The organism is Acinetobacter sp. YH16044 (assembly GCF_013417145.1).
Classification (GTDB): domain Bacteria; phylum Pseudomonadota; class Gammaproteobacteria; order Pseudomonadales; family Moraxellaceae; genus Acinetobacter; species Acinetobacter amyesii.
On sequence record NZ_VPEK01000012.1, the window covers coordinates 15,614 to 41,082 of the forward strand.

The 25,469-nt window shown below is 40.8% G+C and carries 23 protein-coding genes; 15 read left to right on the top strand and 8 right to left on the bottom strand.

From position 1 onward, the window contains the following. Positions 1–129 precede the first annotated feature (129 nt). The 8 genes from FTV38_RS08920 to FTV38_RS08955 all read left to right on the top strand — a co-directional run bounded on the left by FTV38_RS08920 (position 130) and on the right by FTV38_RS08955 (position 8,922). On the top strand, positions 130–2,169 hold the full coding sequence (locus tag FTV38_RS08920) for a UvrD-helicase domain-containing protein (protein WP_078193107.1): 2,040 nt from the start codon (positions 130–132) through the stop codon (positions 2,167–2,169). Positions 2,170–2,231: 62 nt separating this feature from the next. After that, positions 2,232–2,684: a dUTP diphosphatase gene (gene dut / locus FTV38_RS08925; protein WP_111885270.1), complete on the top strand. Its 453-nt coding sequence runs from the start codon at positions 2,232–2,234 to the stop codon at positions 2,682–2,684. 566 nt (positions 2,685–3,250) lie between these two features. Beyond that, positions 3,251–4,675, top strand: a complete 1,425-nt coding sequence (locus FTV38_RS08930; protein ID WP_180022272.1) for a phosphomannomutase/phosphoglucomutase — start codon at positions 3,251–3,253, stop codon at positions 4,673–4,675. Between the two features lie 10 nt (positions 4,676–4,685). Next, positions 4,686–5,594 (top strand): acetylglutamate kinase, encoded by a 909-nt coding sequence (gene argB, locus FTV38_RS08935; RefSeq protein ID WP_078190033.1) that lies wholly within the window; start codon positions 4,686–4,688, stop codon positions 5,592–5,594. A 209-nt stretch (positions 5,595–5,803) separates the two neighbouring features. After that, positions 5,804–6,652, top strand: coding sequence for a class II glutamine amidotransferase (locus FTV38_RS08940; protein WP_111885279.1), 849 nt, complete (start codon positions 5,804–5,806; stop codon positions 6,650–6,652). 263 nt (positions 6,653–6,915) lie between these two features. Beyond that, positions 6,916–7,371 carry a bacteriohemerythrin gene (locus FTV38_RS08945; protein WP_078190032.1) on the top strand — a complete coding sequence of 152 codons (456 nt, stop codon included), beginning with the start codon at positions 6,916–6,918 and terminating at the stop codon, positions 7,369–7,371. A gap of 142 nt (positions 7,372–7,513) precedes the next feature. After that, complete coding sequence (locus tag FTV38_RS08950; RefSeq protein WP_180022273.1) at positions 7,514–8,596, top strand: hypothetical protein; 1,083 nt, start codon at positions 7,514–7,516, stop codon at positions 8,594–8,596. Continuing rightward, on the top strand, positions 8,596–8,922 hold the full coding sequence (locus FTV38_RS08955; protein WP_180022274.1) for an RnfH family protein: 327 nt from the start codon (positions 8,596–8,598) through the stop codon (positions 8,920–8,922). The genes FTV38_RS08950 and FTV38_RS08955 overlap by 1 nt, the downstream gene beginning before the upstream one ends. 43 nt (positions 8,923–8,965) lie before the next feature. Here the strand turns inward: FTV38_RS08955 and FTV38_RS08960 are convergent, their stop codons facing one another. Further along, positions 8,966–9,364 carry an outer membrane protein assembly factor BamE gene (locus FTV38_RS08960; RefSeq protein ID WP_078193102.1) on the bottom strand — a complete coding sequence of 133 codons (399 nt, stop codon included), beginning with the start codon at positions 9,362–9,364 and terminating at the stop codon, positions 8,966–8,968. Positions 9,365–9,476: 112 nt separating this feature from the next. On the opposite strand from FTV38_RS08960, the gene fur reads away from it, so the two are divergent. Then, on the top strand, positions 9,477–9,914 hold the full coding sequence (fur, locus tag FTV38_RS08965; RefSeq protein ID WP_078193101.1) for a ferric iron uptake transcriptional regulator: 438 nt from the start codon (positions 9,477–9,479) through the stop codon (positions 9,912–9,914). 78 nt (positions 9,915–9,992) lie between these two features. On the opposite strand, the gene FTV38_RS08970 is transcribed toward fur, so the two are convergent. Both FTV38_RS08970 and FTV38_RS08975 read right to left on the bottom strand, forming a co-directional pair. Beyond that, positions 9,993–11,114, bottom strand: coding sequence for a PilT/PilU family type 4a pilus ATPase (locus FTV38_RS08970; protein ID WP_168379063.1), 1,122 nt, complete (start codon positions 11,112–11,114; stop codon positions 9,993–9,995). 27 nt (positions 11,115–11,141) lie between these two features. Further along, positions 11,142–12,179, bottom strand: coding sequence for a type IV pilus twitching motility protein PilT (locus tag FTV38_RS08975; protein ID WP_078190026.1), 1,038 nt, complete (start codon positions 12,177–12,179; stop codon positions 11,142–11,144). A 125-nt stretch (positions 12,180–12,304) separates the two neighbouring features. Here FTV38_RS08975 and FTV38_RS08980 point away from each other — a divergent pair, with 125 nt between their 5' ends. Both FTV38_RS08980 and FTV38_RS08985 read left to right on the top strand, forming a co-directional pair. Further along, the gene (locus tag FTV38_RS08980; protein ID WP_180022275.1) at positions 12,305–12,991 is read left to right on the top strand and encodes a YggS family pyridoxal phosphate-dependent enzyme; all 687 of its coding nucleotides are present in this window, start codon (positions 12,305–12,307) and stop codon (positions 12,989–12,991) included. A gap of 193 nt (positions 12,992–13,184) precedes the next feature. Further along, entirely contained in the window at positions 13,185–13,985 is an 801-nt protein-coding gene (locus tag FTV38_RS08985) for a thioesterase family protein (protein ID WP_180022276.1), read from the top strand. Between the two features lie 48 nt (positions 13,986–14,033). On the opposite strand, the gene FTV38_RS08990 is transcribed toward FTV38_RS08985, so the two are convergent. The 3 genes from FTV38_RS08990 to FTV38_RS09000 form a co-directional block, all read right to left on the bottom strand. Further along, positions 14,034–17,627 (bottom strand): AAA family ATPase, encoded by a 3,594-nt coding sequence (locus FTV38_RS08990; protein WP_180022277.1) that lies wholly within the window; start codon positions 17,625–17,627, stop codon positions 14,034–14,036. Between the two features lie 9 nt (positions 17,628–17,636). Beyond that, positions 17,637–18,890, bottom strand: a complete 1,254-nt coding sequence (locus FTV38_RS08995; RefSeq protein ID WP_373683580.1) for an exonuclease SbcCD subunit D C-terminal domain-containing protein — start codon at positions 18,888–18,890, stop codon at positions 17,637–17,639. A 133-nt stretch (positions 18,891–19,023) separates the two neighbouring features. After that, positions 19,024–19,401, bottom strand: coding sequence for a VOC family protein (locus tag FTV38_RS09000; protein ID WP_180008234.1), 378 nt, complete (start codon positions 19,399–19,401; stop codon positions 19,024–19,026). A gap of 169 nt (positions 19,402–19,570) precedes the next feature. Here FTV38_RS09000 and FTV38_RS09005 point away from each other — a divergent pair, with 169 nt between their 5' ends. The 3 genes from FTV38_RS09005 to FTV38_RS09015 all read left to right on the top strand — a co-directional run bounded on the left by FTV38_RS09005 (position 19,571) and on the right by FTV38_RS09015 (position 22,361). Next, positions 19,571–20,515 carry a GGDEF domain-containing protein gene (locus FTV38_RS09005; RefSeq protein WP_180004261.1) on the top strand — a complete coding sequence of 315 codons (945 nt, stop codon included), beginning with the start codon at positions 19,571–19,573 and terminating at the stop codon, positions 20,513–20,515. A gap of 394 nt (positions 20,516–20,909) precedes the next feature. After that, positions 20,910–21,359: an ABZJ_00895 family protein gene (locus tag FTV38_RS09010; RefSeq protein ID WP_168379056.1), complete on the top strand. Its 450-nt coding sequence runs from the start codon at positions 20,910–20,912 to the stop codon at positions 21,357–21,359. A 66-nt stretch (positions 21,360–21,425) separates the two neighbouring features. Further along, the gene (locus FTV38_RS09015) at positions 21,426–22,361 is read left to right on the top strand and encodes a TIGR01777 family oxidoreductase (RefSeq protein ID WP_180022278.1); all 936 of its coding nucleotides are present in this window, start codon (positions 21,426–21,428) and stop codon (positions 22,359–22,361) included. A gap of 21 nt (positions 22,362–22,382) precedes the next feature. Here the strand turns inward: FTV38_RS09015 and thiO are convergent, their stop codons facing one another. Beyond that, positions 22,383–23,507, bottom strand: a complete 1,125-nt coding sequence (thiO, locus tag FTV38_RS09020; RefSeq protein ID WP_180022279.1) for a glycine oxidase ThiO — start codon at positions 23,505–23,507, stop codon at positions 22,383–22,385. Between the two features lie 138 nt (positions 23,508–23,645). Beyond that, a complete protein-coding gene (gene hemB / locus FTV38_RS09025) occupies positions 23,646–24,659 on the bottom strand; it encodes a porphobilinogen synthase (RefSeq protein ID WP_111885258.1) in 1,014 nt (337 codons plus the stop codon). Positions 24,660–24,766: 107 nt separating this feature from the next. On the opposite strand from hemB, the gene FTV38_RS09030 reads away from it, so the two are divergent. After that, entirely contained in the window at positions 24,767–25,264 is a 498-nt protein-coding gene (locus tag FTV38_RS09030; RefSeq protein ID WP_180022280.1) for a thioesterase family protein, read from the top strand. Positions 25,265–25,469 lie beyond the last annotated feature (205 nt).

Sequence of the window (25,469 nt, forward strand, 5' to 3'; positions counted from 1 at the left end):
TCGAAACTAAAGGCCACCCTCGGGTGGCTTTTTTTATGGCATTTTTAATGACCGATAAAATACATTTTGCATTAGGCAAGATCGTTTCAGATGACTATAATCATCCTCGAATTAATAAGAGGAAAGACTATGTCACTGGCAAGTCAGTTGAACGACAAGCAACTTGAAGCAATGAAATACACTCAAGGACCCTTGTTAGTACTTGCAGGGGCAGGTTCAGGCAAAACATCGGTGATTACCCGTAAAATTGCCTATTTGGTGAAGCATTGTGGTATTCCTGCGCACCGTATCACCGCGATGACCTTTACCAACAAAGCTGCGCGTGAAATGAAAGAGCGTGTGACGAAGCTGATGAGCCGTGAAGAGGCAAAAGGGCTGTCGGTTTCTACATTCCATAACTTCGGGCTAAACATGCTCCGTTTGGAATTAAAAAATACACCACTGAAAAATAACTTTTCAATTTTAGATGCAGATGACTGCAAACGCATTTTGATGGACTTAATGCATCGCGACAATTTATCCGGTGCAGAAAGTAAAGAGCTGATTGCCAAAGCTATGAAAATGATTTCAGATTGGAAAAACGATCTGATTCCACCTGAGCAAGCGCACACCACTTGTGAAACAGCAGAAGACGTTCAATTTGCGCATTTGTATCAACTGTATGAGCGTAATTTACGTGCGTACAATGCCGTTGATTTTGATGATTTAATTGTCATGCCGACGCGCTTATTACAAGAAAATGCAGAAGTGCGTGATCGTTGGCAAAATCGAATCCGCTATTTATTGGTCGATGAATATCAAGATACCAACACCGCGCAATATATTTTGGTGAAATTACTCGTGGGTGTCATGGGACAATTCACTGCGGTAGGTGATGATGACCAATCAATTTATGCATGGCGTGGTGCTAAGCCTGAGAACATGGCTTTATTGAAGGAAGATTTCCGTAATCTGAAAGTGATTAAGCTTGAGCAAAACTATCGCTCGACCAGTCGTATTTTAAAAGCTGCCAATACAGTTATTGGCAATAACCCACATATTTTCGATAAAAAGCTTTGGTCAGATAAAGGCCATGGTGAAGTGATCCGCGTGATTACTTGTCGTAATGACGATGATGAATCAGAACGCGTTGTAAAAGACTTGATTACGCACAAGCTGATGAATGGTAAAAATTGGAAAGACTACGCCATTTTATACCGTGGTAATTTCCAAGCGCGCGCTTTGGAGACACAGCTACGCCAAATGCAGATCCCGTATAAATTATCGGGTGGTCAGTCTTTCTTCGCTCGTGCTGAAATTAAGGACTTGATGAGCTACTTACGTTTGATCATCAACCCTGAAGATGACAGTGCATTTTTACGAATTATCAATACGCCAAAACGTGCGATTGGTCCTGTGACTTTGGAAAAGCTTGGTCTATTTGCGCAGGAAAGTAATTTATCCTTACTCAGTGCAGCAGGCGACCAGCGCTTAAGTATGGCGATTCCGAAAAAAGCCACAACCCAATTGGCCGAATTTGCGGACTTTATTTCGACCTTTACCCGTGAATTGTTAGAAGATGATGAGCCTGTTCCGATCATTCGTCGCATGATGATAGAAGCGGGTTATATCGACTATGTGAAAGAGTCGGCAGCAACGCCAGCACAGGAAAAAACCAAACTCGATAACATTGAAGTGCTGTATAGCAGTATTCAAAGTTTGATTAACCGTGCAGAAGATGTAGATGAAAAGAACATTGAAAGTGTGATTCGTAAAATGGTGTTGCTCGATATGTTAGAACAGCAACAAGAAGAAGAAGACACTGATAAAGTCAATTTGTTAACACTCCATGCGTCGAAAGGTCTGGAATTTCCATTTGTTTATTTGATTGGTCTAGAAGAAGAAATTCTGCCGCATAAGAACTCCATTGCTGCCGACACGGTCGAGGAAGAACGTCGACTGATGTACGTGGGGATTACTCGTGCACGTCAAGGTTTAACCATGACTTTGGCTGAGCAACGTAAAGCCGGTGGGCAAATGCGACAAATGACGCCTAGCCGTTTCTTGGATGAACTACCACAAGATGAATTGGAGTGGTTAGGACGCAAGAAAAAGCTAGCAGGGGATATCGATCCTAAACAGCAAGCACAGCATTATTTAGAAAATTTACGTGCGCTGATTAAGCGTTAAAGCTTAAAGCGTAGATTATTTTTATTTTTTGAAAATTCGTTTTATTGAAACAGGAATGAACCATGAAAGTTCAAGTTAAAGTTCTCGACACACGTTTAGGTACAGAATGGCCAATGCCAACTTATGCAACAGCAGGTTCGGCAGGCCTTGATCTACGTGCATGTGTAGAAGAGACTACCGTGATTGAGCCGGGTCAAACTGTTCTGGTAAAAACAGGCCTATCGATTTATATCGAAGACACTAACTTTGCAGGTTTAATTTTGCCGCGTTCAGGCTTAGGTCATAAACACGGAATCGTGTTGGGTAACTTGGTCGGTTTGATTGACTCAGACTACCAAGGTGAATTGATGGTATCTGTTTGGAACCGTAGCCAAACGGCATTTAGCCTAGAGCCGGGTGAGCGTTTAGCACAATATGTTTTAGTGCCAGTTGTACAAGCTCAGTTTGATATTGTGGATGAGTTTGAAGCCACTGAACGTGGTGCAGGCGGTTTTGGTCATACAGGTAAAAACTAATCAGCGCTAAACATATTGCTGCAGTGCGTTGACAAGTAACATGCCTGCAATCAAGTAGCTAATAAAAAACCATCCTCGTGATGGTTTTTTATTTAAATTTTAAATTTATTCATAATATCTAGATTTTTATCGTGAAAGATTATGGTGCCTACCAGAGAGTGTTGAATTCTGATGAACTTAATACGTTTATACTTTTGAATGACATGAATATCTGAATCAATGATGAGTGATTTTATTTTGATCAATTTACTATATGTGTACAGAGTGGATTTTGAATATAAAAAATCTTGGAAAAGTAAAAATTTAATTAGATAAAAGAAAATAAGCAAGTTAATTAAATGTAACTCAAAGATTTATTTATGAAAATAATCTTGAAAACAAGAAGTAATGTTAGATTGTTGTCAGATTTTTGGTTAGTGCTTAAATATTATTAATTGATTATTAACTAAAATTGTTATAAAAAAGTTACACTTTTTTACAGGATTTTATCCTTTAATTAAAAGCTTAAATTCTCATGAGAATTTTAGATTTTTTAATTAATAAAGATGTAATTAGAAGAACATAGTATGGGTTCACTGTTTAATCACTTTCCGCAACATATTTTTCGTGCATATGACATTCGCGGGAAAATATCGCTATTAAATGCTGATTTAGTTCAGTCGATTGCTTACGGCTTAGTAAAACAATATTTAGATGCAGGTCAAAAGAGCCTTGCTATTGGCTATGATGCGCGTTTAACCAGTCCAACCTATGCAACAATAATTCAAAAAGTCTGCCATGATGCTGGCCTTGAAGCGGAAATTATTGGCTGCTGCTCAAGCCCGATGTTGTATTTTATTGCGGGACAATTTCAAGGCAATGGCATTATGGTGACGGCGAGCCATAATCCTAAATCAGATAATGGTATCAAATGGATTATCAAAGGTGAGCCACCTTGTCCGGAGATGATTCAACACGTTGCAGTCGAAGCACGAAATTGTTTTTCATCGGAACGCGTGCACTTGATGACTGAACTTGAGCCACACGAAATCAAACCTGAATATTGTTTGGCCTATCAGAAATTTATTTTAGATGACATTTATTTACAGCAACCGCTTAAAGTTGTGATCGATGGTATGCATGGTTCAGCTGGGCATTGTGCAGCCTTATTATTAAATAAATTAGGCTGTGAAGTTTTGGCATTACGTTGCCAAGCTGATGGACATTTCCCTGATCATGCTCCAGATCCATCACAGCTCAAACATTTAACTCACCTTCGCCAAGCCTTACAGCTACAAAAAGCCGATATTGGCATTGCTTTAGATGGTGATGGTGATCGTTTAGTGCTGATTGATGAAACTGGCAAAGTGGTTTCTGCAGATCGATTATTATGTTTATTTGCTGAAATTTGTTTGACTCAAAAACCACATGCAGAAGTGGTATTTGATGTGAAATGTTCAACGATGATTCGCGATACCGTGTGTGATCTAGAAGCACAGCCTGTCATGATTCGAACAGGCAGTAGTTTCTTGCGAAAATATATTTCCCAATCTAAAGGCAAAGCGGTTTTTGGTGGTGAATACGCAGGGCATTATGTTTTTAATGACGGTCGTGGTGGCGGCTATGACGACGGCCTATATGCTGCCTTAAGGGTCTTAGAATATATTCAAGCTCAGGGACTGACATTGTCACAAGCTTTGGCGAAATATCCAGAGCGCTTTAGTACAGAAGATTTATATGTCAGTACGCATCAGCATGATCCAACGGAAGTTTTAAAGCAGGTTGAAGCCAATTCTGCGCGAATTCCGGCACAAATCAGTAAAATTGATGGAATACGCCTTGATTTTGATGATGGATTTGGCATCATTCGAGCATCGAATACAGGTGAGTATTTCACTTTACGCTTTGATGCCAACTCATCAGCACGCTTAAAAGAAATACGAGATCTGTTTGTTTCCATGTTAGTTGAGCACTATCCAGACATTGCTCATGACATTCCAGATGCTCAATAAGGAGAGGCAAATGCCACATCAACATACTGGCATCGACAAAGCACAAATCCTGACGGAAGCTTTGCCGTATATTCAACGTTTTGCGGGTAAGACGCTGGTAGTGAAGTATGGTGGTAATGCCATGACCGATCCTGAGCTTGAGAGCTCATTTGCACGTGATATCGTGCTGCTGAAAACGGTTGGTTTAAATCCGATTGTGGTGCATGGCGGTGGTCCACAAGTGGATTCATTCCTTAAACAATTAGGCCGTGAGTCAGATCGTATTGACGGTATGCGCGTGACTGATCCTGCAACGATGGAAGTTGTCGAGATGGTCTTGGGCGGCAGCGTGAATAAGTCGATTGTGAACTTAATCAATAAACACGGTGGCCGTGCGATTGGTTTAACGGGTAAAGATGGTAATTTGATCCGTGCGCAAAAATTATTAATGGAAAAAACTGCCGAAGATGGTTCAGTAAAACAGATTGATTTAGGTCTCGTTGGCGAAGTGGTTGGTGTGAAAACTGACGTACTTGAAATGTTTACCCAAAGCGATTTTATTCCTGTTATTGCACCATTAGGTGTAGACGAAGACGGCAATACTTACAACATCAATGCTGACTTAGTTGCAGGTAAAGTGGCTGAAGCATTGGGTGCGGAAAAGCTAATTCTTTTGACCAATATCACGGGCGTTTTAGACGAAAATAAAAATCTGCTGACTGGGTTAACCACCCAAGAAGTCGATCGTTTGATTGAAACTGGCGTGATTTATGGCGGCATGATTCCGAAAGTTGGCTGTGCATTAGATGCAGTCAAAGGCGGCGTAATCAGCGCGCATATCGTTGATGGTCGTGTACCTCATGCAACATTGCTTGAAATCTTTACGGATCATGGTGTGGGTACATTAATCACCAATCGAACCAATGTGAAAAAAGCTTAAGATACTTAGCATTTTTTGATATAAAAAAGCCTCTTTTGAGGCTTTTTTATTATTTATCAGTTGGCTAGGTGACGTTTGGAAAGATCAAATAATGTATTTGCCTTGTTGGATTATAAAAACTCTTACAATGGCGCCGATTTTAGATTTACAACAACCAAAACTGTCATGCACAATAGAGAAATCATAGATTTACTGATGAAATGATCGATATGTGCCAGCTGCTCGGAATGAATTGTGCGACTCCCACCGATATAACATTTTCGTTTCGGGGATTTTCGCAGCGAGCAGGAATTACCTCAGATCATTGTGATGGCTTTGGTATCGCTTTTTTTGAAGATAAAGCATGTCGTTTATTTGTCGACAATCAATCCGCTGTAGAGTCTCCGATTGCCGAGCTGATCCGAAACTACCCGATTAAATCTCGCAATGTGATTGCACACATTCGTAAAGCGACACAAGGCAAAATTAATCTTGAAAACTCACATCCATTTAGCCGTGAATTGTGGGGCAGACAGTGGATTTTTGCGCATAATGGCGACCTGCATGGCTTTCAGCCTGAGCTCACGGGGCGCTTCAGCCCCGTCGGTAATACCGACAGTGAATTGGCCTTTTGCTATTTGCTCGAGCAAATGGTGAAACGTTTTGGTTATACCGAACCAACACTCGATCAGGTATTTGATCTGCTATTGGAAATTTCTCCGAAAATTGCAGAACATGGCACCTTTAATTTTTGTTTGTCGAATGGGCAGGCGCTCTTTAGTTATGCGATTACCAAGCTGCATTGGTTGGTTCGAGAGTTCCCATTTCAACCTGCACAGTTGATTGATATTGATGTTGAAGTCGATTTTAGTGAAGTCACCACGCCTGAAGACCGTGTTGCCGTGATTACCACTGAACCCCTAACGCAAAATGAAGTTTGGACCGCATTTGAGCCGGGTGAAATGATTTTATTTCAACATGGCCGTCCAATACGTGCTGCAAAGACGGTTGTTGAACGTTTAGAACGTGAGCGGCTGGACCCATCTTTAAAACGTGTCACACGTGCAGATCAGTATTAATTTTGAATGAAAGATATTCATTATAAAAATGAATATCTTACACTTTATTGAATTAAGCGTGTTTTCTAAGATATTGAATTGATTAAAAAATATCTTAGCTTTATACTCGGGATTAAATAAATTAACATAATAAAAACAATTGATTACAATATAAATAGCAGTATTTCAATTAAAACCAACCTTTTTACTTCATTTTTATTTAAGTTCTTTAATTATATGATGAAATTTACGTGATAAGTCCTTCATATTTATAGGTGGTCGTAATGAAAATGAAATGGGTTCCAGAATACAATACTGGTATCGATGTGATTGACGATCAACACAAACGGATTCTTGACTACATCAATGAAATTGATGGCATTGACGCAAATACAGATCGTGATCGTGTAAAACAAATTCTGGAAAACATTATTGATTACACGCAATCACATTTTACCTTCGAAGAATCTTTACAAGAAGAAGCGGGTTATAAATATCGTGTGCCACATAAACGCGTACATGATTTATTTATTAAAAAAATTGAATCTTACCGCGACCGTTTTGAAATGGGGCATGCGATTGAAAATGAATTACATGAAGTGCTTTCAAAATGGCTGATTAACCATATTCAGCACGATGATGCTGATTATGTCGGTGCGGTTAAAGAAAATATGATGGGTATCATCAAAGAAAAAGAAAAGAAAAAAGGCAAAAATTGGTTTGCACGTTTCTTTTCATAACCTCAAAAAATGAAATAAAAACAATTAAAATCTAATAATATTATTTGCGCAGCAAATCACCTTTAAGGTGATTTGCTTTTTGTTTTTGATTTTCAAGGCACAGCAAGGCAAAATAGCGCTAGAATTTTCAAAGGAATTTGTCATGCAGGACAATGCGATGTCGAAATGGTTATCGCCACTGATGGCGTTCTGTTTATCTTTTATCATTATTGCAACTTTAGCACCGGTAACAGGTATTCAAATTGAACGTCAGCTAGATTTCTGGCTGTTGTGGCTAGGTACAATGCTTATTTTAGCTTTACCGCTATGTTATTTGGAAATTGCTTTAGCAAAACGTTCAAAAACCACAGCAGTTCAAGCACTGTCTTCGCTAACACGTGATGCGGATGCTTCACCCAAATGGCGTGTAGTCGGTTGGCTTGCCGTAGTATTTATTCCATTTTTAGCAGGTGCCATGCTTTCAGCCGCATCGCAATATGTGGCAATTTTTACAGCTAATGGCTTTGCCTATAGCATGATTTTGGCTGTCCTTGCGGTCATTGCATTTGCATTGTCGTTTGTACCACGCCAATTTTTAGTGATTTTGACCGCTATTGGTGTGATTGCTGCAGTAGTCTTAGCGAATGTTATGGGAACTGCCTTACCAGAGTGGAAAATGACTGCGCTCGAATTTAGTGAATGGGGCAATGCAACTGTCTTGGCGCTCGTAGCAAGTGGTTTGGGGATGGGCTTGTACTGGCAGTCAAGTTTACCAGCCGTGAAGCAACAAGAGATTGCAAGCAAAACGGTATTTCCAATTTGGATCGCTCAACTTTTGGCAGTGGTTGCTTTTGCCTTTTTCGCAGCAAAAGCACAAGTACCTGCTTTAGCACTGGTTGTGGGTTTAGTCGCAGCTTCAGCATTGCTGATTCAAATGGCACGTGAACAATTACAACAACGCCAATTGGCCGTAGTGGTGCAATGGGCGATTTTATTGGTTGCGGTTTTTGTATGGGCACTGAGCACTGTTGTTCCAGTATTTAATATTGCCTTGTTGATTTGGGGCTTAATTATTTGTCTGATTTATGCGATTTTCGCAGGGTGGATTATGAAGATTAGTCATCTACGTAAGTCAATGAACTTCAGTCATGAAACCTTTTATAATATTTGGCGTATTGCCGTACGTATCGTAGTGCCCTTGTCAATAATATTGGCATTGGTAGCTGTGATTGGGCAGTTATTCTAATGACTGCTCAGTTACAAGTGTGGGTGGCTTATGCAGGCGTTGAACAGCAGATATTAATTCCGCTGAGCTTTAACCCCGGTATGACTGCTGAAGATGCCATTATGCAAAGTGGTATTCGACAGCAAGTTGAATTACCCGAAGAGTTAACTCTTGGAATCTTCGGGGCACGTTTAAGCGATTCATCTCAGTTACTTGAAGCAGGTGATCGTGTCGAAATCTATCGTGCATTAACCATTAATCCGAAAGATATTCGTCGTAATCGCGCCAAGAAAAATCCCGTCGGCCGTTATTGTCGAGGCAATCGTTTCAAGCAATTGTACTTATAAAAAAAACCCCTAAATTTAGGGGTTTATTTTTATCTTAAAGCGACTATAGTGGTGGCGCAGTTAAAATCGCTTCTTTAGAACCTGGTAAGCCCGGTTGAGACTCTGGAATGGTTTCTAAGCCTTCAATTTTTTGAACGATACCGTTTTGGTCAAAGAAGATTTTTAAGTGTTGACCATGTGCAGCAGGAATCTTGGCTTTTTTAGCATATGTTCCTGGGGTATACTTATAAATGTAGTCCCAACGTAACGGATTCATTGGATCGGCAACAGTTGGACTACCTAGCAAAAAGCGAACTTGTTGGTGGCTCATTCCCACTTGAATTTTAGCCGCTTGTGCTTGAGTTAAAGGTGTACCTTGTGGAATATCAACTTTATAAACGCCCAAGGTTGAACAGCCTACGAGCAATGAAGTGACAAATAACGTCAGCATGATTTTTTGCATTTTGCTAAACTATCCCAAATTAATTATGATGCATTTGATCCAAGGATAGATCATACTGCATCTAAACTTTGTTGCATATTCCAACTTTAATTTTGTTGAGAGACCTTTTTTCATGCCTATTTCAAATCAAGATTTACGTAAAGCTGGACTTAAAGTTACACTTCCACGAATTAAAATATTGGAATTGCTTGAAAATTCAAGACAACATCACTTAAGCGCAGAAGATATTTATAAGACTTTACTTGAACAGGGTGAAGATGTGGGTTTAGCAACTGTGTATCGCGTGTTAACACAGTTTGAAGCTGCAGGTATTATTCAACGCCATCATTTTGAAAACAATCATTCTGTTTTTGAGATTATGCAAGAAGATCACCATGACCATATTGTGTGTCAAAACTGCAATAAAGTGGTGGAATTTACTAATGATGTGATTGAGCATGAGCAACATCAAGTGGCAGAAAAATTTGGTTTCCAACTTACAGGTCACTCATTAAATCTTTATGGCTATTGTGATGCGCCTGAATGCCAAGAAGCATATCGTAAAAAATAATCCGATACGGATGAGAATGAATAAAAAACAGACTTCATGTGAAGTCTGTTTTTTATTTCCGAAAGCGTTTAAGCAAAATTAATGTTGACCATCAAAGGTAATATTTGAATTTGCACGCAGTAAATGCTCACCGCCTTCTTCAGACAATTTAATTTGTAGACGCAGGTCGTTCGGTGAATCGGCATGTTTGAGCGCATCTTTGTAGCTAATTTGCTTGGCTTTATAAAGGTCATATAAGGCTTGGTCAAAGGTTTGCATACCTAGTTCACGAGAACGCTTCATCAGGTCTTTAATTTCATGCACTTCACCCTTACGGATTAAGTCTGAAATTAAAGGTGAGTTGATCAAAATCTCAATGGCAGCACGACGTGAATTACCATCAATGGTTGGAATCAACTGCTGCGCAACCATTGCTTTTAAGTTCAAAGACAAGTCCATGAATAGCTGACTATGACGATCTGCTTCAAAGAAGTGAATGATACGATCGATGGCCTGGTTGGCGTTGTTGGCATGCAGTGTTGCAAAAACCAAGTGACCGGTTTCAGCAAAGGCAATCGCATAGTCCATAGTTTCTCGTGAACGAATCTCACCAATCAGAATCACGTCAGGTGCCTGACGTAGCGTATTTTTTAAGGCAACTTCGAAAGAGTCGGTATCAATACCCACTTCACGTTGGGTAATGATACAGCCTCGGTGTTGGTGTACAAATTCAATCGGGTCTTCAATTGTAATGATATGACCTTTGCTATTTTCATTACGATAGCCAATCAAAGATGCCAAAGAGGTTGATTTACCTGTACCCGTTGCACCTACGAAAATGATAATGCCACGCTTGGTCATCGCTAATTCTTTTAAAATCGGCGGTAATTTCAACTCATCCATCGTTGGAATAACGGTTTCGATACGACGCAGCACCATACCTGGCTGGTCACGTTGTTGAAAGGCGCTGACACGAAAACGAGCAGATTTACTGGTATTACTAATGGCAAAGTTACATTCGCGCGTATCGGCAAATTCCTTACGCTGTTTGTCAGACATAATCGAATGTAAGATTTGACCGACAGTCGGGCCCGGTAACTTAGTCGAGCCAATTGGCAAAATTTGCCCATTGATCTTAATCGAGGGTTCAACATCGGCTGTAATAAACAAATCCGATGCTTTTTTCTCCACCATATAATCAAGTAAGCCGTTAAAATCCATAACGATCGCCCCAGAAAAATAAAAAAATTACAAGAAAGATTCGGGTTGTTTCGCTGCAGTCCGTGCAGTTTGCGTACTAATAATGCCTTTTGCGACAAGGTTTTTTAAGCTTTGATCGAGTGTGGTCATACCGTAGTTGGCACCCGTTTGAATCGCAGAATACATTTGCGCGACTTTGTTTTCACGAATCAAGTTACGGATCGCAGGAATACCGATCATGATTTCATGCGCAGCTACACGACCACCGCCATTTTTCTTGAGTAGGGTTTGTGAAATTACGGCTTGAAGTGATTCAGATAACATGGCACGAACCATGTCTTTTTCTTCAGCAGGGAATACGTCAATCACACGGTCAATGGTTTTTGCCGCAGAGGTGGTATGTAGAGTACCGAAGACCAAGTGACCTGTTTCAGCGGCTGTCAGTGCCAAACGAATGGTTTCAAGGTCACGCATCTCACCGACTAAGATAATATCCGGGTCTTCACGCAGTGCGGAACGAAGTGCTTCGTTAAAGCCGTGGGTATCACGGTGTACTTCACGTTGGTTGACCAAACATTTTTTAGATTCGTGTACAAATTCTATCGGGTCTTCGACCGTTAGAATATGGTCATATCGGTTGTCGTTAATGTAATCGACCATCGCAGCAAGCGTGGTTGATTTACCCGAACCCGTTGGACCGGTCACCAGTACGATGCCACGTGGATATTCACAAATATCTTTAAAGATTTGGCCCATGCCAAGATCTTCAATGGTTAATACTTTTGAAGGAATGGTACGGAAAACGGCACCAGCACCACGGTTTTGGTTAAATGCGTTCACACGGAAACGTGCCACACCAGGGACTTCAAATGAAAAGTCAGTTTCTAATTTTTCTTCGTAATCACGACGCTGTTTATCGTTCATGATGTCGTAAACCAATTTGTGTACTTCTTTATGTTCAAGAGCAGGTAGGTTGATACGACGAACTTCACCATCCACACGAATCATTGGTGGCATACCAGAAGATAAATGTAAATCCGAAGCGTTATTTTTGGCAGCAAAGGCCAATAGTTCTGTAATGTCCATAAAATCCCCGAGATAAAAATTAAATCTTAATTATTTTGATAGAATAATAAGGCTTTCCCACAGCTTAACCAACACTTAGTTGCAGGGCAATGCAAAAAAAGATGAATGAAATGAGAACCCCGTCAATGAATAAACTTCAAGAAGCACGAAATCAAGTCTTGCAGCAAATTGAGCAGGCTTGCCAACTTGCGGGTCGACCACAGCAGTCGGTTGAATTGTTGGCTGTATCTAAGACGCATCCTGCTGAAATGCTAAGAGAAATGTATACAACGGGGCAACGCTCATTTGGTGAAAATTATCTGCAAGAAGCGCTTGAAAAAATTGAGGCTTTGGCAGATTTAGAGATTGATTGGCATTTTATTGGTCATGTACAGCGCAATAAAACCAAACATTTGGCTTCAAACTTTGCTTGGGTGCATGGGGTAGACCGTTTGATTATTGCGGAGCGTTTATCAAGCCAGCGAGAAGCGACTCAAGCGCCTTTGAATATTTGCCTACAAGTCAATATTGATGCGCAAGATACGAAGGATGGCTGTCAGCCGAATGAAGTAGCAGATTTGGTCGCACAGATTTCTACGCTACCGAATTTACGCTTACGTGGACTAATGGTAATTCCTGCTCCAAACAATCCGCAAGCGTTTGCTGATGCCAAAATGCTCTTTGAACACGTCAAAGCACAGCATGCGAAACCTGAAGATTGGGATACATTAAGTATGGGGATGTCAGGCGATATGACTGATGCGATTGCTGCGGGTTCAACGATGGTTCGCGTGGGGACAGCATTGTTTGGCGCACGTGATTATTCAAAATAGGACAGAAGATTCAGCCTGCTTTCAAAAACTAGGCTTATAAAGTGTAAGCACAGCAGATAAATTTTCACAATAGATGAAACCTATGGGTTCAAAGTGAGCCTTTTAATTTGAACTTTCCATTAAAGTTGAGTACAAAATAATCAGGATGTTTTTGATATTGAAGTAATTCACACTTGGACAAATAGGGAAGTTCATGACGGCATATTATCAGTTGATTCAACGCGACGTAGATGCGCAAGGCTGTGTCACGGCACATTACCGTTCGACCGATTTAGCACAAGGTGCATGGAATGCACATGAGCAACACATGGCACCAGCTACAGGCATTATTTGTGCTGAATTAGACCGTTTTTCACCACGTCATGATATGCGTATCGGGCGCATTAGCCTCGATATTTTGGGCTTAATTCCTGCTGGCGAGTTTGAAATAATCACGCAAGTGATTCGTCCGGGAAAAACCATTGAACTGATTGAATCTGAAATGCGGGCTCAGGGCAAAACCTGCATTGTGGCACGCACTTGGCGCATGATGACGCAAAATAGCCAGTCCGTGAAAGGTTTGGAGGATGCTGATGTGACTGGGCCAGAAACTGCGCCGATTTGGGACGGTATCCGTCAGTGGCCGGGGGGATATATTCAGTCGATTGAAGCAAGAAGCCATGGGCGCCGTGCAGGTCAAGGCATTGTGTGGCTGAGAACACAGCATGACATGGTTGAAGGTGAGCCGACTGCTGATTTTGTCCGTTTAATGGGCATGGTTGATACCGCCAATGGTATTGTTCCGCGTCAGGATTGGCCATTTGGCTGGGGCTTTCCAAATCTGGATCTACAAATCCATTTGCACCGTTTACCACAGGGACAGTGGTTAGGTCTGGAAACCGTGCAGCAGTATGGAGCGGATGGTGTTGGTTTGAGTAGTTCTGTATTGCATGATGTCCATGGCCCATTTGGGCGTAGTGAACAGATTTTAACGCTACGTCCACTCGGGACGTAATGATCTAGAGAATCAAAAATTATAAAGCCTGCTTTAAGCAGGCTTTTTTTAAGATACGATTTGGATGGTGCTTGCACCTGCTCCGACAGGATTGACTTGAATTTGCACAGGGATTCGTTCGTGCATTTCTTGAATGTGAGAAATTAGCACGACTTTACGCCCTTGGTTTTGTAGCTGATCCAGAGCATTCATCACCATGTGCAGACTTGAAGCGTCTAGCGTACCAAATCCTTCGTCAATAAATAGGCTTTCAATTTTTGTTGTACCTGATGCCATGCTCGCAATGGCTAAGGATAAAGCGAGCGCGGTTAAGAAAGACTCACCGCCTGAAAGCGAAGAGACCGAGCGGGTTTCACCATCCATATCATGATCGACAATGGCTAGGCTTAATGAGTTTTCAAGGCGCTTTAAGGTATAGCGCTGTGAAAGCATCGCCAATTGCTGATTGGCATATTCAATTAAAATATCGAGGTTATATTGCTGTGCCAAATCACGGAATTTCTTGCCCGTTGCATCGCCCATTAAGCTCGAAATCTTATTCCAACGATGTTCCTCAGATTGGATCTGTTGAATCTGATCGGTAAATTGTTTTTGTTTGCTGAGGTTAGAAAAATGAACATCTAACTTACTTTTAAGTTGATCTCTAAGTTCTTGCTGTTCTGCAAGGGCTTTAAGATTTAGTGCAATGACACGCTCGATTTGTAAAATTTGTATTTCAGGCTGTGTTTTTAAATGCTGTTTCAACGTTTCTTGAATAGCCTGAATACCTGCTTGAGCATCTGAATAGGCACGTTCTGCATTTAAAACACGCTGTTTAAGCTGCTGTTCTTGTTCATATGAAATTGCACTAAGTTGCGCTAACAGCGTTTCACTAAATTCTGAATTTTGGCTCATCCATTGTTGAAGCGTATTTTCAACATGCCTCATTTGAGTGACTAATTGTGTTTGCTGGGTGAGGTATTCTTTTAAGCGACTTTGACTGGTTTCAAAGGCTTGACGTACTTGATCGAATGTTTGACGAGCCTGATTGAATCTCGTCTGTAACAGTTGTCTGTTTTGGTCAAAATCATTTAACCAATCATGTGGTTTTTCAACTTGTGTTTGGGTCATCTCAAAAATAGTTTGAATCGCAATATCACTATTTTTTTTGCCCTCAATTGTTAAATTTTCAATTAGATTTTGAGCCGTTTGAATTTTTTCCTGACTAAATTTAATTTGTTGCTGATAGTGCTCAAGCTGTTGTGAAGTTTGATTATATTGAGTATTTAACTCGTGGCGTTGCTTTAAGTAATTTTGACGTTGTTGTAGTGTGTGATAAATCTGTTCAGCCGCGCTTAAAGTCGACTGTTCCCATAATTTTTTTTCTACGTCATTCAACACAATGAGAATATGCTGAATATTGATTTCAGCTTGTTGCACACTGGATAAGTGCTGTGTGGTTTGTTGAATTGAAGTTATGAGTGCATGACTTTGTTTTTGAGCATTTTCATGTGAAATTAAGGCATCTTCAGTTTGTTTTTGCGCTTGTTGTGATTCATTGATTCTTGTCTGAATCAGTTGCGCCAAGGCTTCATGCTGATGTGAAAAATCAAAAGAAATATTTAGAATATTTAATTGTTGTTGAAGCGCATTTTTTGCCTGATCAAGTTGTATTTTTAAGGTCGCTAGCTGTTGCGCATTGGCATCCATTAACGCGGTTTGCTGAGTGGAGGTGGTTTGTAATTTTTGCCAAGCTTCGAAAGCCACTTTTTCCAATGCAAGTGCTTGTTGTTCTTGTTGCGTTTGTAGTTTCAGTAATTCATCAGAAAAAGCTTCTTTTTCTGAATAAGGATGATGGGTACTTCCACAGACTAAACACGCTTCGCCATCGACCAAATCTGCACGCAATTTTTCAATATTTTCCGTATTCAGTAAGCGCTGTTGTTGCAACATGTGTTGCAGTTTTTCACGCTCATTTTTCTGCGTTTGATAGGTAAGTTCGGCCGTTTTTAGCTGCGTATGACTTTGTTTAATTTGCTGAGCTAGTGTACGTTTCACCGTCATGAGATTGTTGTTTTCAGCATCAATATTTTGGAAGCTTTGCCATTGTTGCTGAACAACATTGAGCTGATTTAATTTTTGTAAAAGCTGGTCACGTTCGTAACGTAGTGATGAAATTTTCTGATTGAGCGCATCTTCTTGCCCAAATGTTTGCGTTAATTTTTCAAGTTGTTTTTGTTGTGTCTGTAATTGTGTATTGGCTTGTTGCACATTGCCATAATTTTTTTCAAATTGTGCATAACTTTGAATAAATCGTTGAGTCTGTGTGATATGCGCTGAAAGTGCATCATCGAGTGAGGCAAAGTGATTTGAACTTTCTAGCTGTGCCGTGTGTTGAGCAATATTGGTTTGCAGTTGCTCAAGCTGTTCCTTCATCTGTTTTTCATTGTTGATATGCGGAACAAGTTGGTTTTCAATCTCTTTAAAATCACCTTGCGCTTTGCGTAATTGATCTACCAATACAAGACGTTCAGCAATCCGGTCACGCACCAGTTTAATTTTGTCTTGATGTTGAATCTCAAATTGATGCTGTTGTTTTTGTTCTGTATCTATTTTTTCAAAGATGGTTTTTTCAGCATTGAATTGTTGTTCAATCTCTGAAAAATGCTGTTGTGCATGTGTCAATTGCGGCTGTAATTGTGCAATTTCAAGCTTGATATTTTTTTGTTGAATTACACTTGGGCGTATAGATGAAAAGCGTTCAAGTTGTTGCAGTTGTAGCTTTTCAGGCGCAAGTGCATCAAGTTGTTGTTGCTGATTTTGTAGTTGTTGCTGACGTGCTTGCACATCAGTTTCGTATTTTTGCTTTTGTTCATACCACTGTTGATTTTTTTCGAACGCTGATTTTTCTATTTCCAGCTTTTTATATTCTGTAGAAACCGTATTGAATTGATTCGTGGTTGTTATTAGATCTTCATCAGACAATATTTCAATATGTCCTAAAACATTTTCCAGCTCTTTACGCTGATTGGCAATTTGTTTAGTTTTTTCAAAGGCCAATTGACCAATTTTTCCGAAAATACTGGAATTGGTCAGATATTCCAATAGCTCGCCACGTTCATTATCACGCGCTTTTAAAAAAGCGGTCACTTCTGACTGAGCCAGTAAAACAGCACGAGTAAATTGCTCAAAACTGAGTTGAGTAATGCGTAAAATTTGGCTCTCAACCGCTTTAGTTTTATCTGCAACGACACTGCCATCCGTTAAGCATTTCAGTGAACGCTGTACGCTTTGCAATTTGCCATTTGGGTTTTCACGGGCACGTTTAATTTCCCAACGCGCTGAATAGACTTTTTGGTCTTGGGCAACAAAGCTGAGCTCGGCAAAGCCTTGACCTGTGCCACGGCGTAATACGGTTTGCGGTGAGTTGGTTGGCAACTCTGAACCATCGATATCGATCAGTTTACCATCGCTGTCTTTTAAACGTGGCACACGATTAAACAGCGCCAAACACATGGCATCTAAAATGGTTGATTTACCTGCACCAGTTTTGCCAATAATTGCTACTAAGCCTGCACTGGCTAAAGGCTCAGATTCAAAATCAATAAAATGTTCACCCGCTAAAGATGCCAAGTTTTTAATACGTATAGATAAAATTTTCATGGCAATTCCTTAAGCGTTCACATCATCTTCAAGTGATTTTTGTGCTTCATCGACCAAACTTAAAAAATCTTTCATTACGGTGTCATCAGCACCATAGCCTTGTTTTTCCCAAAGGTTTTGGAATAATTTTTCAGGCGTAGGTGGATCAAGGTTGATTGCGGCTTGTTGCTGATTATTTTGATCTGAGTTTAAATAACGGCGGCTGATGCGCACCAACCGATAACGGTTCGGCGCTAAAGCCTCTTCAAACTGCTGTCTTAAATTAGGTGCAGGCGGGGTGTCGGTATGGTATTCAATTTCGACATATTCACGCTGATCAATATCTTCAATTTCACCGCTCGCCAAAGCAGATAATTGTGCCAAAACTTCTGGAATTGTGCCTTTGATGCGATGCAATTGCACACTGCGCGGAATTGCTAAGGACCCCATTTGAAAGCGTGATTCATCTGTTTGAGTTGGATCAATACTGATCTCAAGCACTTGGTGCTTATAATTAATTTCACTAAATGACAGGGGAATCGGTGAGCCGCTATAACGGATATGGGCTTGTCCAACTTTTTGCGGTTTATGCAAATGCCCAAGTGCGACATAGTCAATTACATCATCAAATAGGGCAGTCGAAAGCGCTTCTTCATTGCCAATAATAATCGGGCGCTCTGAGTCCGACGTTTCACCGCCTTGCATGTGGGCATGTGACATTAAAATTAAGGCTTGATCTGAAGTTTTACGTGCTTTGGCTTCCGCAATTAATTGCTGATGCACATAGGTAATAGCGTTTTGGCTATTGGTGGTTTGATCATTGAATCCGGTGATCTCGGCAGCCCGTAAAAAAGGTAAGGTTAGACACCATGCCACAATATTTTTGTGTTCATCATAAATAGGCACGAGTAATCGGTCTAAATCGAGCTGACCTTCAGTATTTTTATGGACCACGCCAACAGCTTTGGCATGGTATTTTTCTAATAATGGCTCAACTTGTTCAATACGGTAACCTGAGTCATGATTGCCTGCGATCATCAGGGTTTGCATGTGCGGGGCACGCACATGCGCATCGGCTAAAAATTGATAGAGCTGTTTTTGCGCTTTGGAAGCTGGGTTGATGACATCAAAAATATCGCCAGCTATCAGCAGGGCATGCGGCTGCTTTTGTTCTATTTGTTCGAGTAACCAATGAAGAAACTGTTCGTGTTCGTAGTCACGTGAGTGGTTATAGAAGAATTGTCCTAAATGCCAATCAGAAGTATGAAAAAAACGAACAGTCATGCAAGCCCCCAAAAATCAAAAAAATTGATTGGGGTCTAAAGTATCACAGATGTTCACATTTTCGAGGGTGATTAATCATTCATACGTCAAACTAAGTCGTTCTCGACAGTTACAAGGTCATCAATCTAAGCTGTTACTGTGCATTTGGATCGACTTGTACGAGGCCAAAGGTATTGTGGTCTGGGTCTAAGAAATAGCCTTGCCAACATTGACCAGGAATCGCAAATTTTTCCATGGCAATTTGACCACCCTGCGCCAAAATTTTCTCAGCGATATGGTCGAAATCTTCAACTTCAAAACTACAGGTAAATGCATTGGTGCCGCAGTGCGTTGGTGGAGTCTGAGCAGGGCGCTCTAAGAGGCCACCATGAATGCCTTGAGTTTCAATACGGAAGTATTGAATCGGTAGCCCTTCAACTGGGATAAATGACCAACCGAAAACCGCAGAATAAAAGGCCACTTCACGCTTTGGATCGGAGCTTTGAATTTCAAAATAGCAGAGCTGGTTCATTGTTATTACTCTTTGTTTGATGGATTGCACATTTCAAATAGCAGAGATTTGAAATTAGGCTAAAAAATACCAAGAACTAGGAATATAAAATGTTGTTCTAATCCTGTATATAGATCAATTGTTGTACAGCAGGTGTATTACCTGCATTTGGGGTAGCAGGAGATGCAACATGCCAAATAATCCTTTTGATGAAGAAAAACTTGCAAATAGTATGGTGTATAAGACTTTATTAGAGTCTACATTAGCCATTCCTTGGTGTATTGATTGGGACAGTAAAACATTCAGCTATATTGGACCGCAAATTGAAAAGTTGCTCGGTTGGAAGCAAAATACTTGGCGCACCGTTCAGGACTGGGCATCACGTATGCATGAGGAAGACCGTGATTTTGTGCTGAATTATTGTGTTTCGCAGTCGATGGCTGGTATAGATCATGAGGCAGATTATCGCGCACTTAAAGAGGATGGTTCATATCTTTGGATACGTGATGTTGTGCATGTCGTGCGTAAACCAAATGGTGATGTAGATTGCCTCGTAGGATTTATGTTTGATATTTCCGAACGTAAAAAACAAGAAGAACAGTTACAAAAATTGCAACGTCAGCTCGAAGAATATTCATATAAAGATGGCTTAACCGGTATTGCCAATCGACGTTTGTTTGATGACTTTTATCAACGCGAATGGTTGAACGCGATACGCACACAAAAGCCACTGAGTTTAATTCTGATCGATTTGGATTATTTTAAACAATACAACGACTTGAATGGTCATGTGATTGGGGATACATGTCTGCGTCAAATTGCGAAAAGTTTGGAATCTTGTTGTACACGACCTCGTGATTTAGTCGCGCGTTTTGGTGGTGAGGAATTTGCTTGGATTTTACCAGAAACCAATGAGGCAGCAGCAGCAGTGATGGCCGATAGAATTATGGAGGCCGTGCGTGCTGCACGATTACCGCATAAAGCTTCAGCGGTGTCTGAACTCGTCACACTCAGCATGGGGGTAAAAACCATTATTCCATCAGATCTAGATAATCGAATGCAATTTTTGGATCAGGTCGATAAAAACCTCTATGTAGCGAAAAGACAGGGGCGTAATCGCTATTGTGCTGCATAACATGGCTTTGCTGTTGTGACTTATTTTAAAGTTGCAGCAAGTTTTTAGTCAGTCGATATTTTATCGGCTGATTTTTTTTGGTGTAGAATATAAAAATTAAATGCTGAATACATAAGGCACAAAATAAAAGACCGACGATTCGAGTGATGATGAAATCGTCGGTCAAAAAATCGATTTTAAATTTAAGTGATGGCTGCTGTTCATACTTAAATTCAAAATGAAACTTATTGCTTTTAAAAAGGTCACCGAAACATTGTGGATGCCGTCCAAATCATCGGTTGCTACAGACCTTGTACCCTATATAACGTAGCTGATTACAGATTGGTTGACATGAAAATGAAAAAAAATGCATTTTTTTTTATACTAGGTGTCAACTTCTTCTTGGGTTAGGGTCATGGTGTCTTTAACACGTTATTTTTTCTTGTTTTTTTTCATTTGTTTAATCATGACCTGTATTTGCGGTGTGATCGCAGCATTATTGCCACAGGGTGTGGGTGGTATTTTAACGGTCGTACCCTATCTGATTGCCATGATCGTGGTGTTATTTCGGTTTTTAAATAAAAATCAGAGAGCACCGACACAGGCAGAACGTAAAAAATTTACCCTAGGTTTTAGCCTGATTTTTTGGTTATATAATTTTGGTTTTGTACTTTTGGGTATCGCAATTTTTTCAAGAAAAGATCCTGAAATTTGGCAAAATTTAATGCTCTATGTTCAACATCCTCAGTTTATGAGTTTAATGGTGATCATGTTATTACTGATGGCTATCCCTTTGTATTTAATCACCTATTGGTTTTATGGTCCGCAAGCACAGCGGATGGCTTCTCAAAAGTTTGGCGCATAAAGCTTGATCATCTGGTGATCTTGTTTTATAGATAATAGTATTATTTCATATAGATAAGAACAAATTATGCATCAGCCCACAGTACTGCTGACGGGTGGCAGCGGTTTTATTGGCACACATCTCATCAAGGCACTTTTAGCTGCGGATTATAAAGTGATTGGGCTCAGTCGTAAGGCTGGGCGTATTTCTAAATCACCACATTTAACTTGGGTACAGCAGCTCGATCAAATTCCTCATGACAGAATTGATTATGTGATTAATCTTGCAGGTGAAAGTATCGGCAAAGGTCGCTGGACAGAGACGCGTAAACAGCAATTATTAGAAAGTCGGGTCAAAACCACAGAAGCGCTGTATCAATATTTACGTAAACGTAAAATTTTTCCGAAATGCATTATTTCAGGTTCGGCTGTTGGCTATTATGGTATTGATATTGAAGAACAATGGACAAAAGTGTGCGATGAAAATGCTGCACCACAAGCCATTTTTATGTCAGAGCTATGCCAAAGTTGGGAGCAAGTCACACGCCAATTTCCTGAACAAAATACCATTATCACACGACTAGGTGTGGTCTTGGCTGAAGGTGGCGGAATCTTACCGCAAATGCTGCGACCGATTCAGCTCAATTTGGTCAACAAAATAGGTTCCGGTCGGCAGCCTTTTGTGTGGATACATATACAAGATGTGATCCGAAGTATGCTGTTTTTAATGAAACAAGCAGAGAAAAAACATGCATTGCTTGAACCCACGCCAATCGATCCGCATATTTTCAATTTGGTTGCGCCTGAAAAAACGACGCAGGCTCAGTTTGCGCAGATTGCAGCACGTCAATTAGCCAAAAAGCCGTGGCTCAATGTGCCTGCAACTATCTTTAAAATTTTATTGGGTGAGCAATCGCAATTAATTTTAAATGGTCAATTGGTTCAGCCAGCCGCATTATTACAGCAAGGCTTTGAGTTTAAATTTCCGACGTTAAAAGAAGCCTTGCAGGATTTATTGGCTTAGTTGAATTTGACGGATTGACCATTATTCGACGCTTAACAATGCATCTTGAAACAGGCGACTCGGACTATAGTGGTCCGCATTGAATGAAGGCGTTTCCCCAGTCATCAGTTCAGCCAATAACTGAGCTGAAGCTGGTCCCATGCATAAACCATTTCTAAAATGCCCAAAATTTGCCCAAAGATTGTCGAAATTTGGCATCTGCCCAATATATGGAATCCCTTCAGGCGAAGATGGGCGCAGGCCAGCCCAAGATTTCACAATCGGAAAGTTGGCAAGCTCTGGTACCATGTCAAAGCAGGATTTTTGAATATGCTGCAAGGTTGTATTTGTTGTCTGAGTATCAAAGCCACATTGGCGCATACTTGAGCCGCAAACCACATGACCGTCTTGGCGTGGAATTAAGTACATGACCTTATTCATGCACATGGTCGGCAACCAGTTCTGCGGAGTTTTAAAGAGAAGCATTTGTCCTTGTACGGGTTGTACGGGTATCTCAATGTCTAGTTGTTCACTCCATGCGGCTGACCAAGCGCCCGTGGCAATAACGAATTGATCAGCTGTATGTTGTGTACCATCTGCGGTGGTGATGGACTGGATACGATTGTCCGAACGGTTTAATTGGTGGATCGGGCAATGTTCATAAATCTGAACTTTAGGATGCTGCTGTAAATAAGCCGTTAATGACTGCAAAAGTCGCGGATTACGGATGTTGGCTAATTGCGAAAAATAAATGCCATGTGCAAAGCGTGCTGAAATGTGAGGATTAATCTGCTCAATTTGCTCGGATTGTAAATATTCCGCCTGTTGCATTGGGTCTTGGTGCAAACGGGCATAATCTAAGCCGATTTCAAAATCATCTTCATCAAAAATCAACATGCCAGTTTCATGAATTTCAAAATCAATCCCAGTCATAGGTTTTAATTTTTCATTCCATTTTTGGTAGCTCTGCTTGCCATAACGTGCGAGCGCATTGACTTCATTGGGATATCGCCAAGGATACATCGGGGAGAGGATGCCACCACCGGCCCATGATGCAGCAGAACCTGTGCGTTGTTGGTCGAAAATCGTCACCGTACAACCGCGTTCAACCAGTTCTAATGCGCTGAGTAAACCACTAATACCCGCCCCAATAATGGCAATATTCATGTTCTTTTAACCGATGAATGTATGAGTTTGATCTTAACTTCAGCAACGCCGAAGTTTTTCTTCCAAGACTGTTTTTTAAATTTTACAGATATAAAAAAAGCCTTCCTGGATGTCACCATTACAGGAAGGCTTTGCGAATTATTTCATGTCTTTCAGCATGAGTGCTGCATCTTCAGCAAAGTAAGTCCAGATCCCATCTGCACCTGCACGGCGGCAGCTCATAAGCGATTCGATAATCACGTTTTCAGACAGCCAACCATTTTGAATGGCACCTGCCAACATGGCGTATTCGCCACTCACTTGATAGACAAAGGTTGGAACACCGAAATTATCTTTGACTTCACGGACGATATCTAAATACGGCATACCCGGTTTTACAATCACCATGTCGGCGCCTTCTTGGATATCCAGTGCGATTTCATGTAAAGCTTCTGCACGGTTACCGATGTCCATTTGATAGTTATATTTATTGCCACCTTTGAGGTTGCTTGAAGAACCTACCGCATCACGGAATGGCCCGTAAAAGCTAGACGCATATTTTGCAGAATAAGCCATGATGTTGGTATAGATATGGCCATTGGCTTCAAGGGCTTGGCGAATTGCACCGATACGACCATCCATCATGTCACTTGGTGCAACCACATCTGCACCCGCTTCGGCATGGCTGAGCGCTTGTTTAATTAAGCATTCAACGGTTTCATCATTCAGTACATAGCCGGTATCATCAATGATACCGTCTTGACCATGTGTGGTGTATGGGTCGAGAGCACCATCAGTGATGAGAACCATTTCTGGTAGTTCTTTTTTTAATAAGCGGATGGTGCTTTGGACTAAGCCATCTTCATGCCAAGCTGCTTCAGCCGTTAAGCTTTTATCTTCCTGTGGGGTAACTGGGAACAAAGCTAATTTTGAAACACCCAATTCGAGTAAACGTTCTGCCTTTCTTAGTAACAAGTCAGCAGATAGACGCTGTACGTTTGGCATGCTTGGAATGTCTTGAGTTTGTTGCTGGCCTGGCAACACAAATACTGGATAAATGAGATGATCAGTCGTCAGTTGAGTTTCACGCACCATGGCACGAAGCTGGTCATTTTTACGAATGCGACGCATGCGGGTAGCAGGAAAAGCTGGACGATTGAACGTATAGGTCATAACAATCTCATTGATCAGTATTAAACTTTGACTATTGTAGACGCATAATGAGGGTTTGGCGCACCCCGTATTATTTTTTTATTCAATGACAGCGATTCGAGTAGGCTATGACAGATGTAAATAAGAGTTGGACCGGTAATATTGACCTAAACTCGAAGATTGAAATCGATACTTTATTAAATAACATTGCTCAAGCATTTAACAGCTCCCCATTTTTTGTACACAATGCAATGAAAATGACGGTGATCGATGGTCAGATCGAAGCACGTGTGGACATGGCCAGTAATCTAATAGGAAATGTCGCATTCCAAATTTTACATGGTGGTGTTGCGGCAACTTTACTCGACAGTATCGGTGGTATCTCTGCAATGGCAGAATTGTATAAAAAGGCCACAGCTGAAGATCTAGCAGAAACGAGTAAAAAGGTATCTCGCTTAGCGACCGTCGATATGCGTGTGGATTATTTGGCGCCAGGACGTGGACAGTATTTCCTTGCACGAGCTGAAACCTTACGTTTAGGCCGTAAGGGTTGCACTATGCGTATGACTATGGTCAATGATGAAGGTAAAGTGATTGCAACGGCGATTGCATCGTATGCTTATTAAGCCATTTTTAAGTTAACACATTCAAAATGATGAAAAAATAAAGTCCAGTATTGGCAGTAGGGCATGATTTTATCCTGTTGCCGACGAAAAAAAGACTGACGAGTTACATTTTCTATTCTCAGGATATGATTTTTTAGCTTTAAAATGCCGGAAAATTGAAGAAGATAGACTTTCTCACGACACCATTATCTGACAGCAAAGTTGA

Bases quoted from the DNA above. Each gene is read 5' to 3' on its own strand.
- FTV38_RS08960 (WP_078193102.1), bottom strand. From the start codon at position 9,364: ATGCAAAAAATCATGCTGACGTTATTTGTCACTTCATTGCTCGTAGGC.
- FTV38_RS09015 (WP_180022278.1), top strand. From the start codon at position 21,426: ATGCATCAGCCCACAGTACTGCTGACGGGTGGCAGCGGTTTTATTGGC.
- FTV38_RS08980 (WP_180022275.1), top strand. From the start codon at position 12,305: ATGAATAAACTTCAAGAAGCACGAAATCAAGTCTTGCAGCAAATTGAG.
- argB (WP_078190033.1), top strand. From the start codon at position 4,686: ATGCCACATCAACATACTGGCATCGACAAAGCACAAATCCTGACGGAA.
- FTV38_RS08945 (WP_078190032.1), top strand. From the start codon at position 6,916: ATGAAAATGAAATGGGTTCCAGAATACAATACTGGTATCGATGTGATT.
- hemB (WP_111885258.1), bottom strand. From the start codon at position 24,659: ATGACCTATACGTTCAATCGTCCAGCTTTTCCTGCTACCCGCATGCGT.
- FTV38_RS08990 (WP_180022277.1), bottom strand. From the start codon at position 17,627: ATGAAAATTTTATCTATACGTATTAAAAACTTGGCATCTTTAGCGGGT.
- FTV38_RS08920 (WP_078193107.1), top strand. From the start codon at position 130: ATGTCACTGGCAAGTCAGTTGAACGACAAGCAACTTGAAGCAATGAAA.
- FTV38_RS09000 (WP_180008234.1), bottom strand. From the start codon at position 19,401: ATGAACCAGCTCTGCTATTTTGAAATTCAAAGCTCCGATCCAAAGCGT.
- FTV38_RS08995 (WP_373683580.1), bottom strand. From the start codon at position 18,890: ATGACTGTTCGTTTTTTTCATACTTCTGATTGGCATTTAGGACAATTC.
- FTV38_RS08940 (WP_111885279.1), top strand. From the start codon at position 5,804: ATGTGCCAGCTGCTCGGAATGAATTGTGCGACTCCCACCGATATAACA.
- FTV38_RS08930 (WP_180022272.1), top strand. From the start codon at position 3,251: ATGGGTTCACTGTTTAATCACTTTCCGCAACATATTTTTCGTGCATAT.
- FTV38_RS09005 (WP_180004261.1), top strand. From the start codon at position 19,571: ATGCCAAATAATCCTTTTGATGAAGAAAAACTTGCAAATAGTATGGTG.
- dut (WP_111885270.1), top strand. From the start codon at position 2,232: ATGAAAGTTCAAGTTAAAGTTCTCGACACACGTTTAGGTACAGAATGG.
- FTV38_RS08985 (WP_180022276.1), top strand. From the start codon at position 13,185: ATGACGGCATATTATCAGTTGATTCAACGCGACGTAGATGCGCAAGGC.
- FTV38_RS08970 (WP_168379063.1), bottom strand. From the start codon at position 11,114: ATGGATTTTAACGGCTTACTTGATTATATGGTGGAGAAAAAAGCATCG.
- FTV38_RS08955 (WP_180022274.1), top strand. From the start codon at position 8,596: ATGACTGCTCAGTTACAAGTGTGGGTGGCTTATGCAGGCGTTGAACAG.
- fur (WP_078193101.1), top strand. From the start codon at position 9,477: ATGCCTATTTCAAATCAAGATTTACGTAAAGCTGGACTTAAAGTTACA.
- FTV38_RS08950 (WP_180022273.1), top strand. From the start codon at position 7,514: ATGCAGGACAATGCGATGTCGAAATGGTTATCGCCACTGATGGCGTTC.
- thiO (WP_180022279.1), bottom strand. From the start codon at position 23,507: ATGAATATTGCCATTATTGGGGCGGGTATTAGTGGTTTACTCAGCGCA.
- FTV38_RS09010 (WP_168379056.1), top strand. From the start codon at position 20,910: ATGGTGTCTTTAACACGTTATTTTTTCTTGTTTTTTTTCATTTGTTTA.
- FTV38_RS08975 (WP_078190026.1), bottom strand. From the start codon at position 12,179: ATGGACATTACAGAACTATTGGCCTTTGCTGCCAAAAATAACGCTTCG.
- FTV38_RS09030 (WP_180022280.1), top strand. From the start codon at position 24,767: ATGACAGATGTAAATAAGAGTTGGACCGGTAATATTGACCTAAACTCG.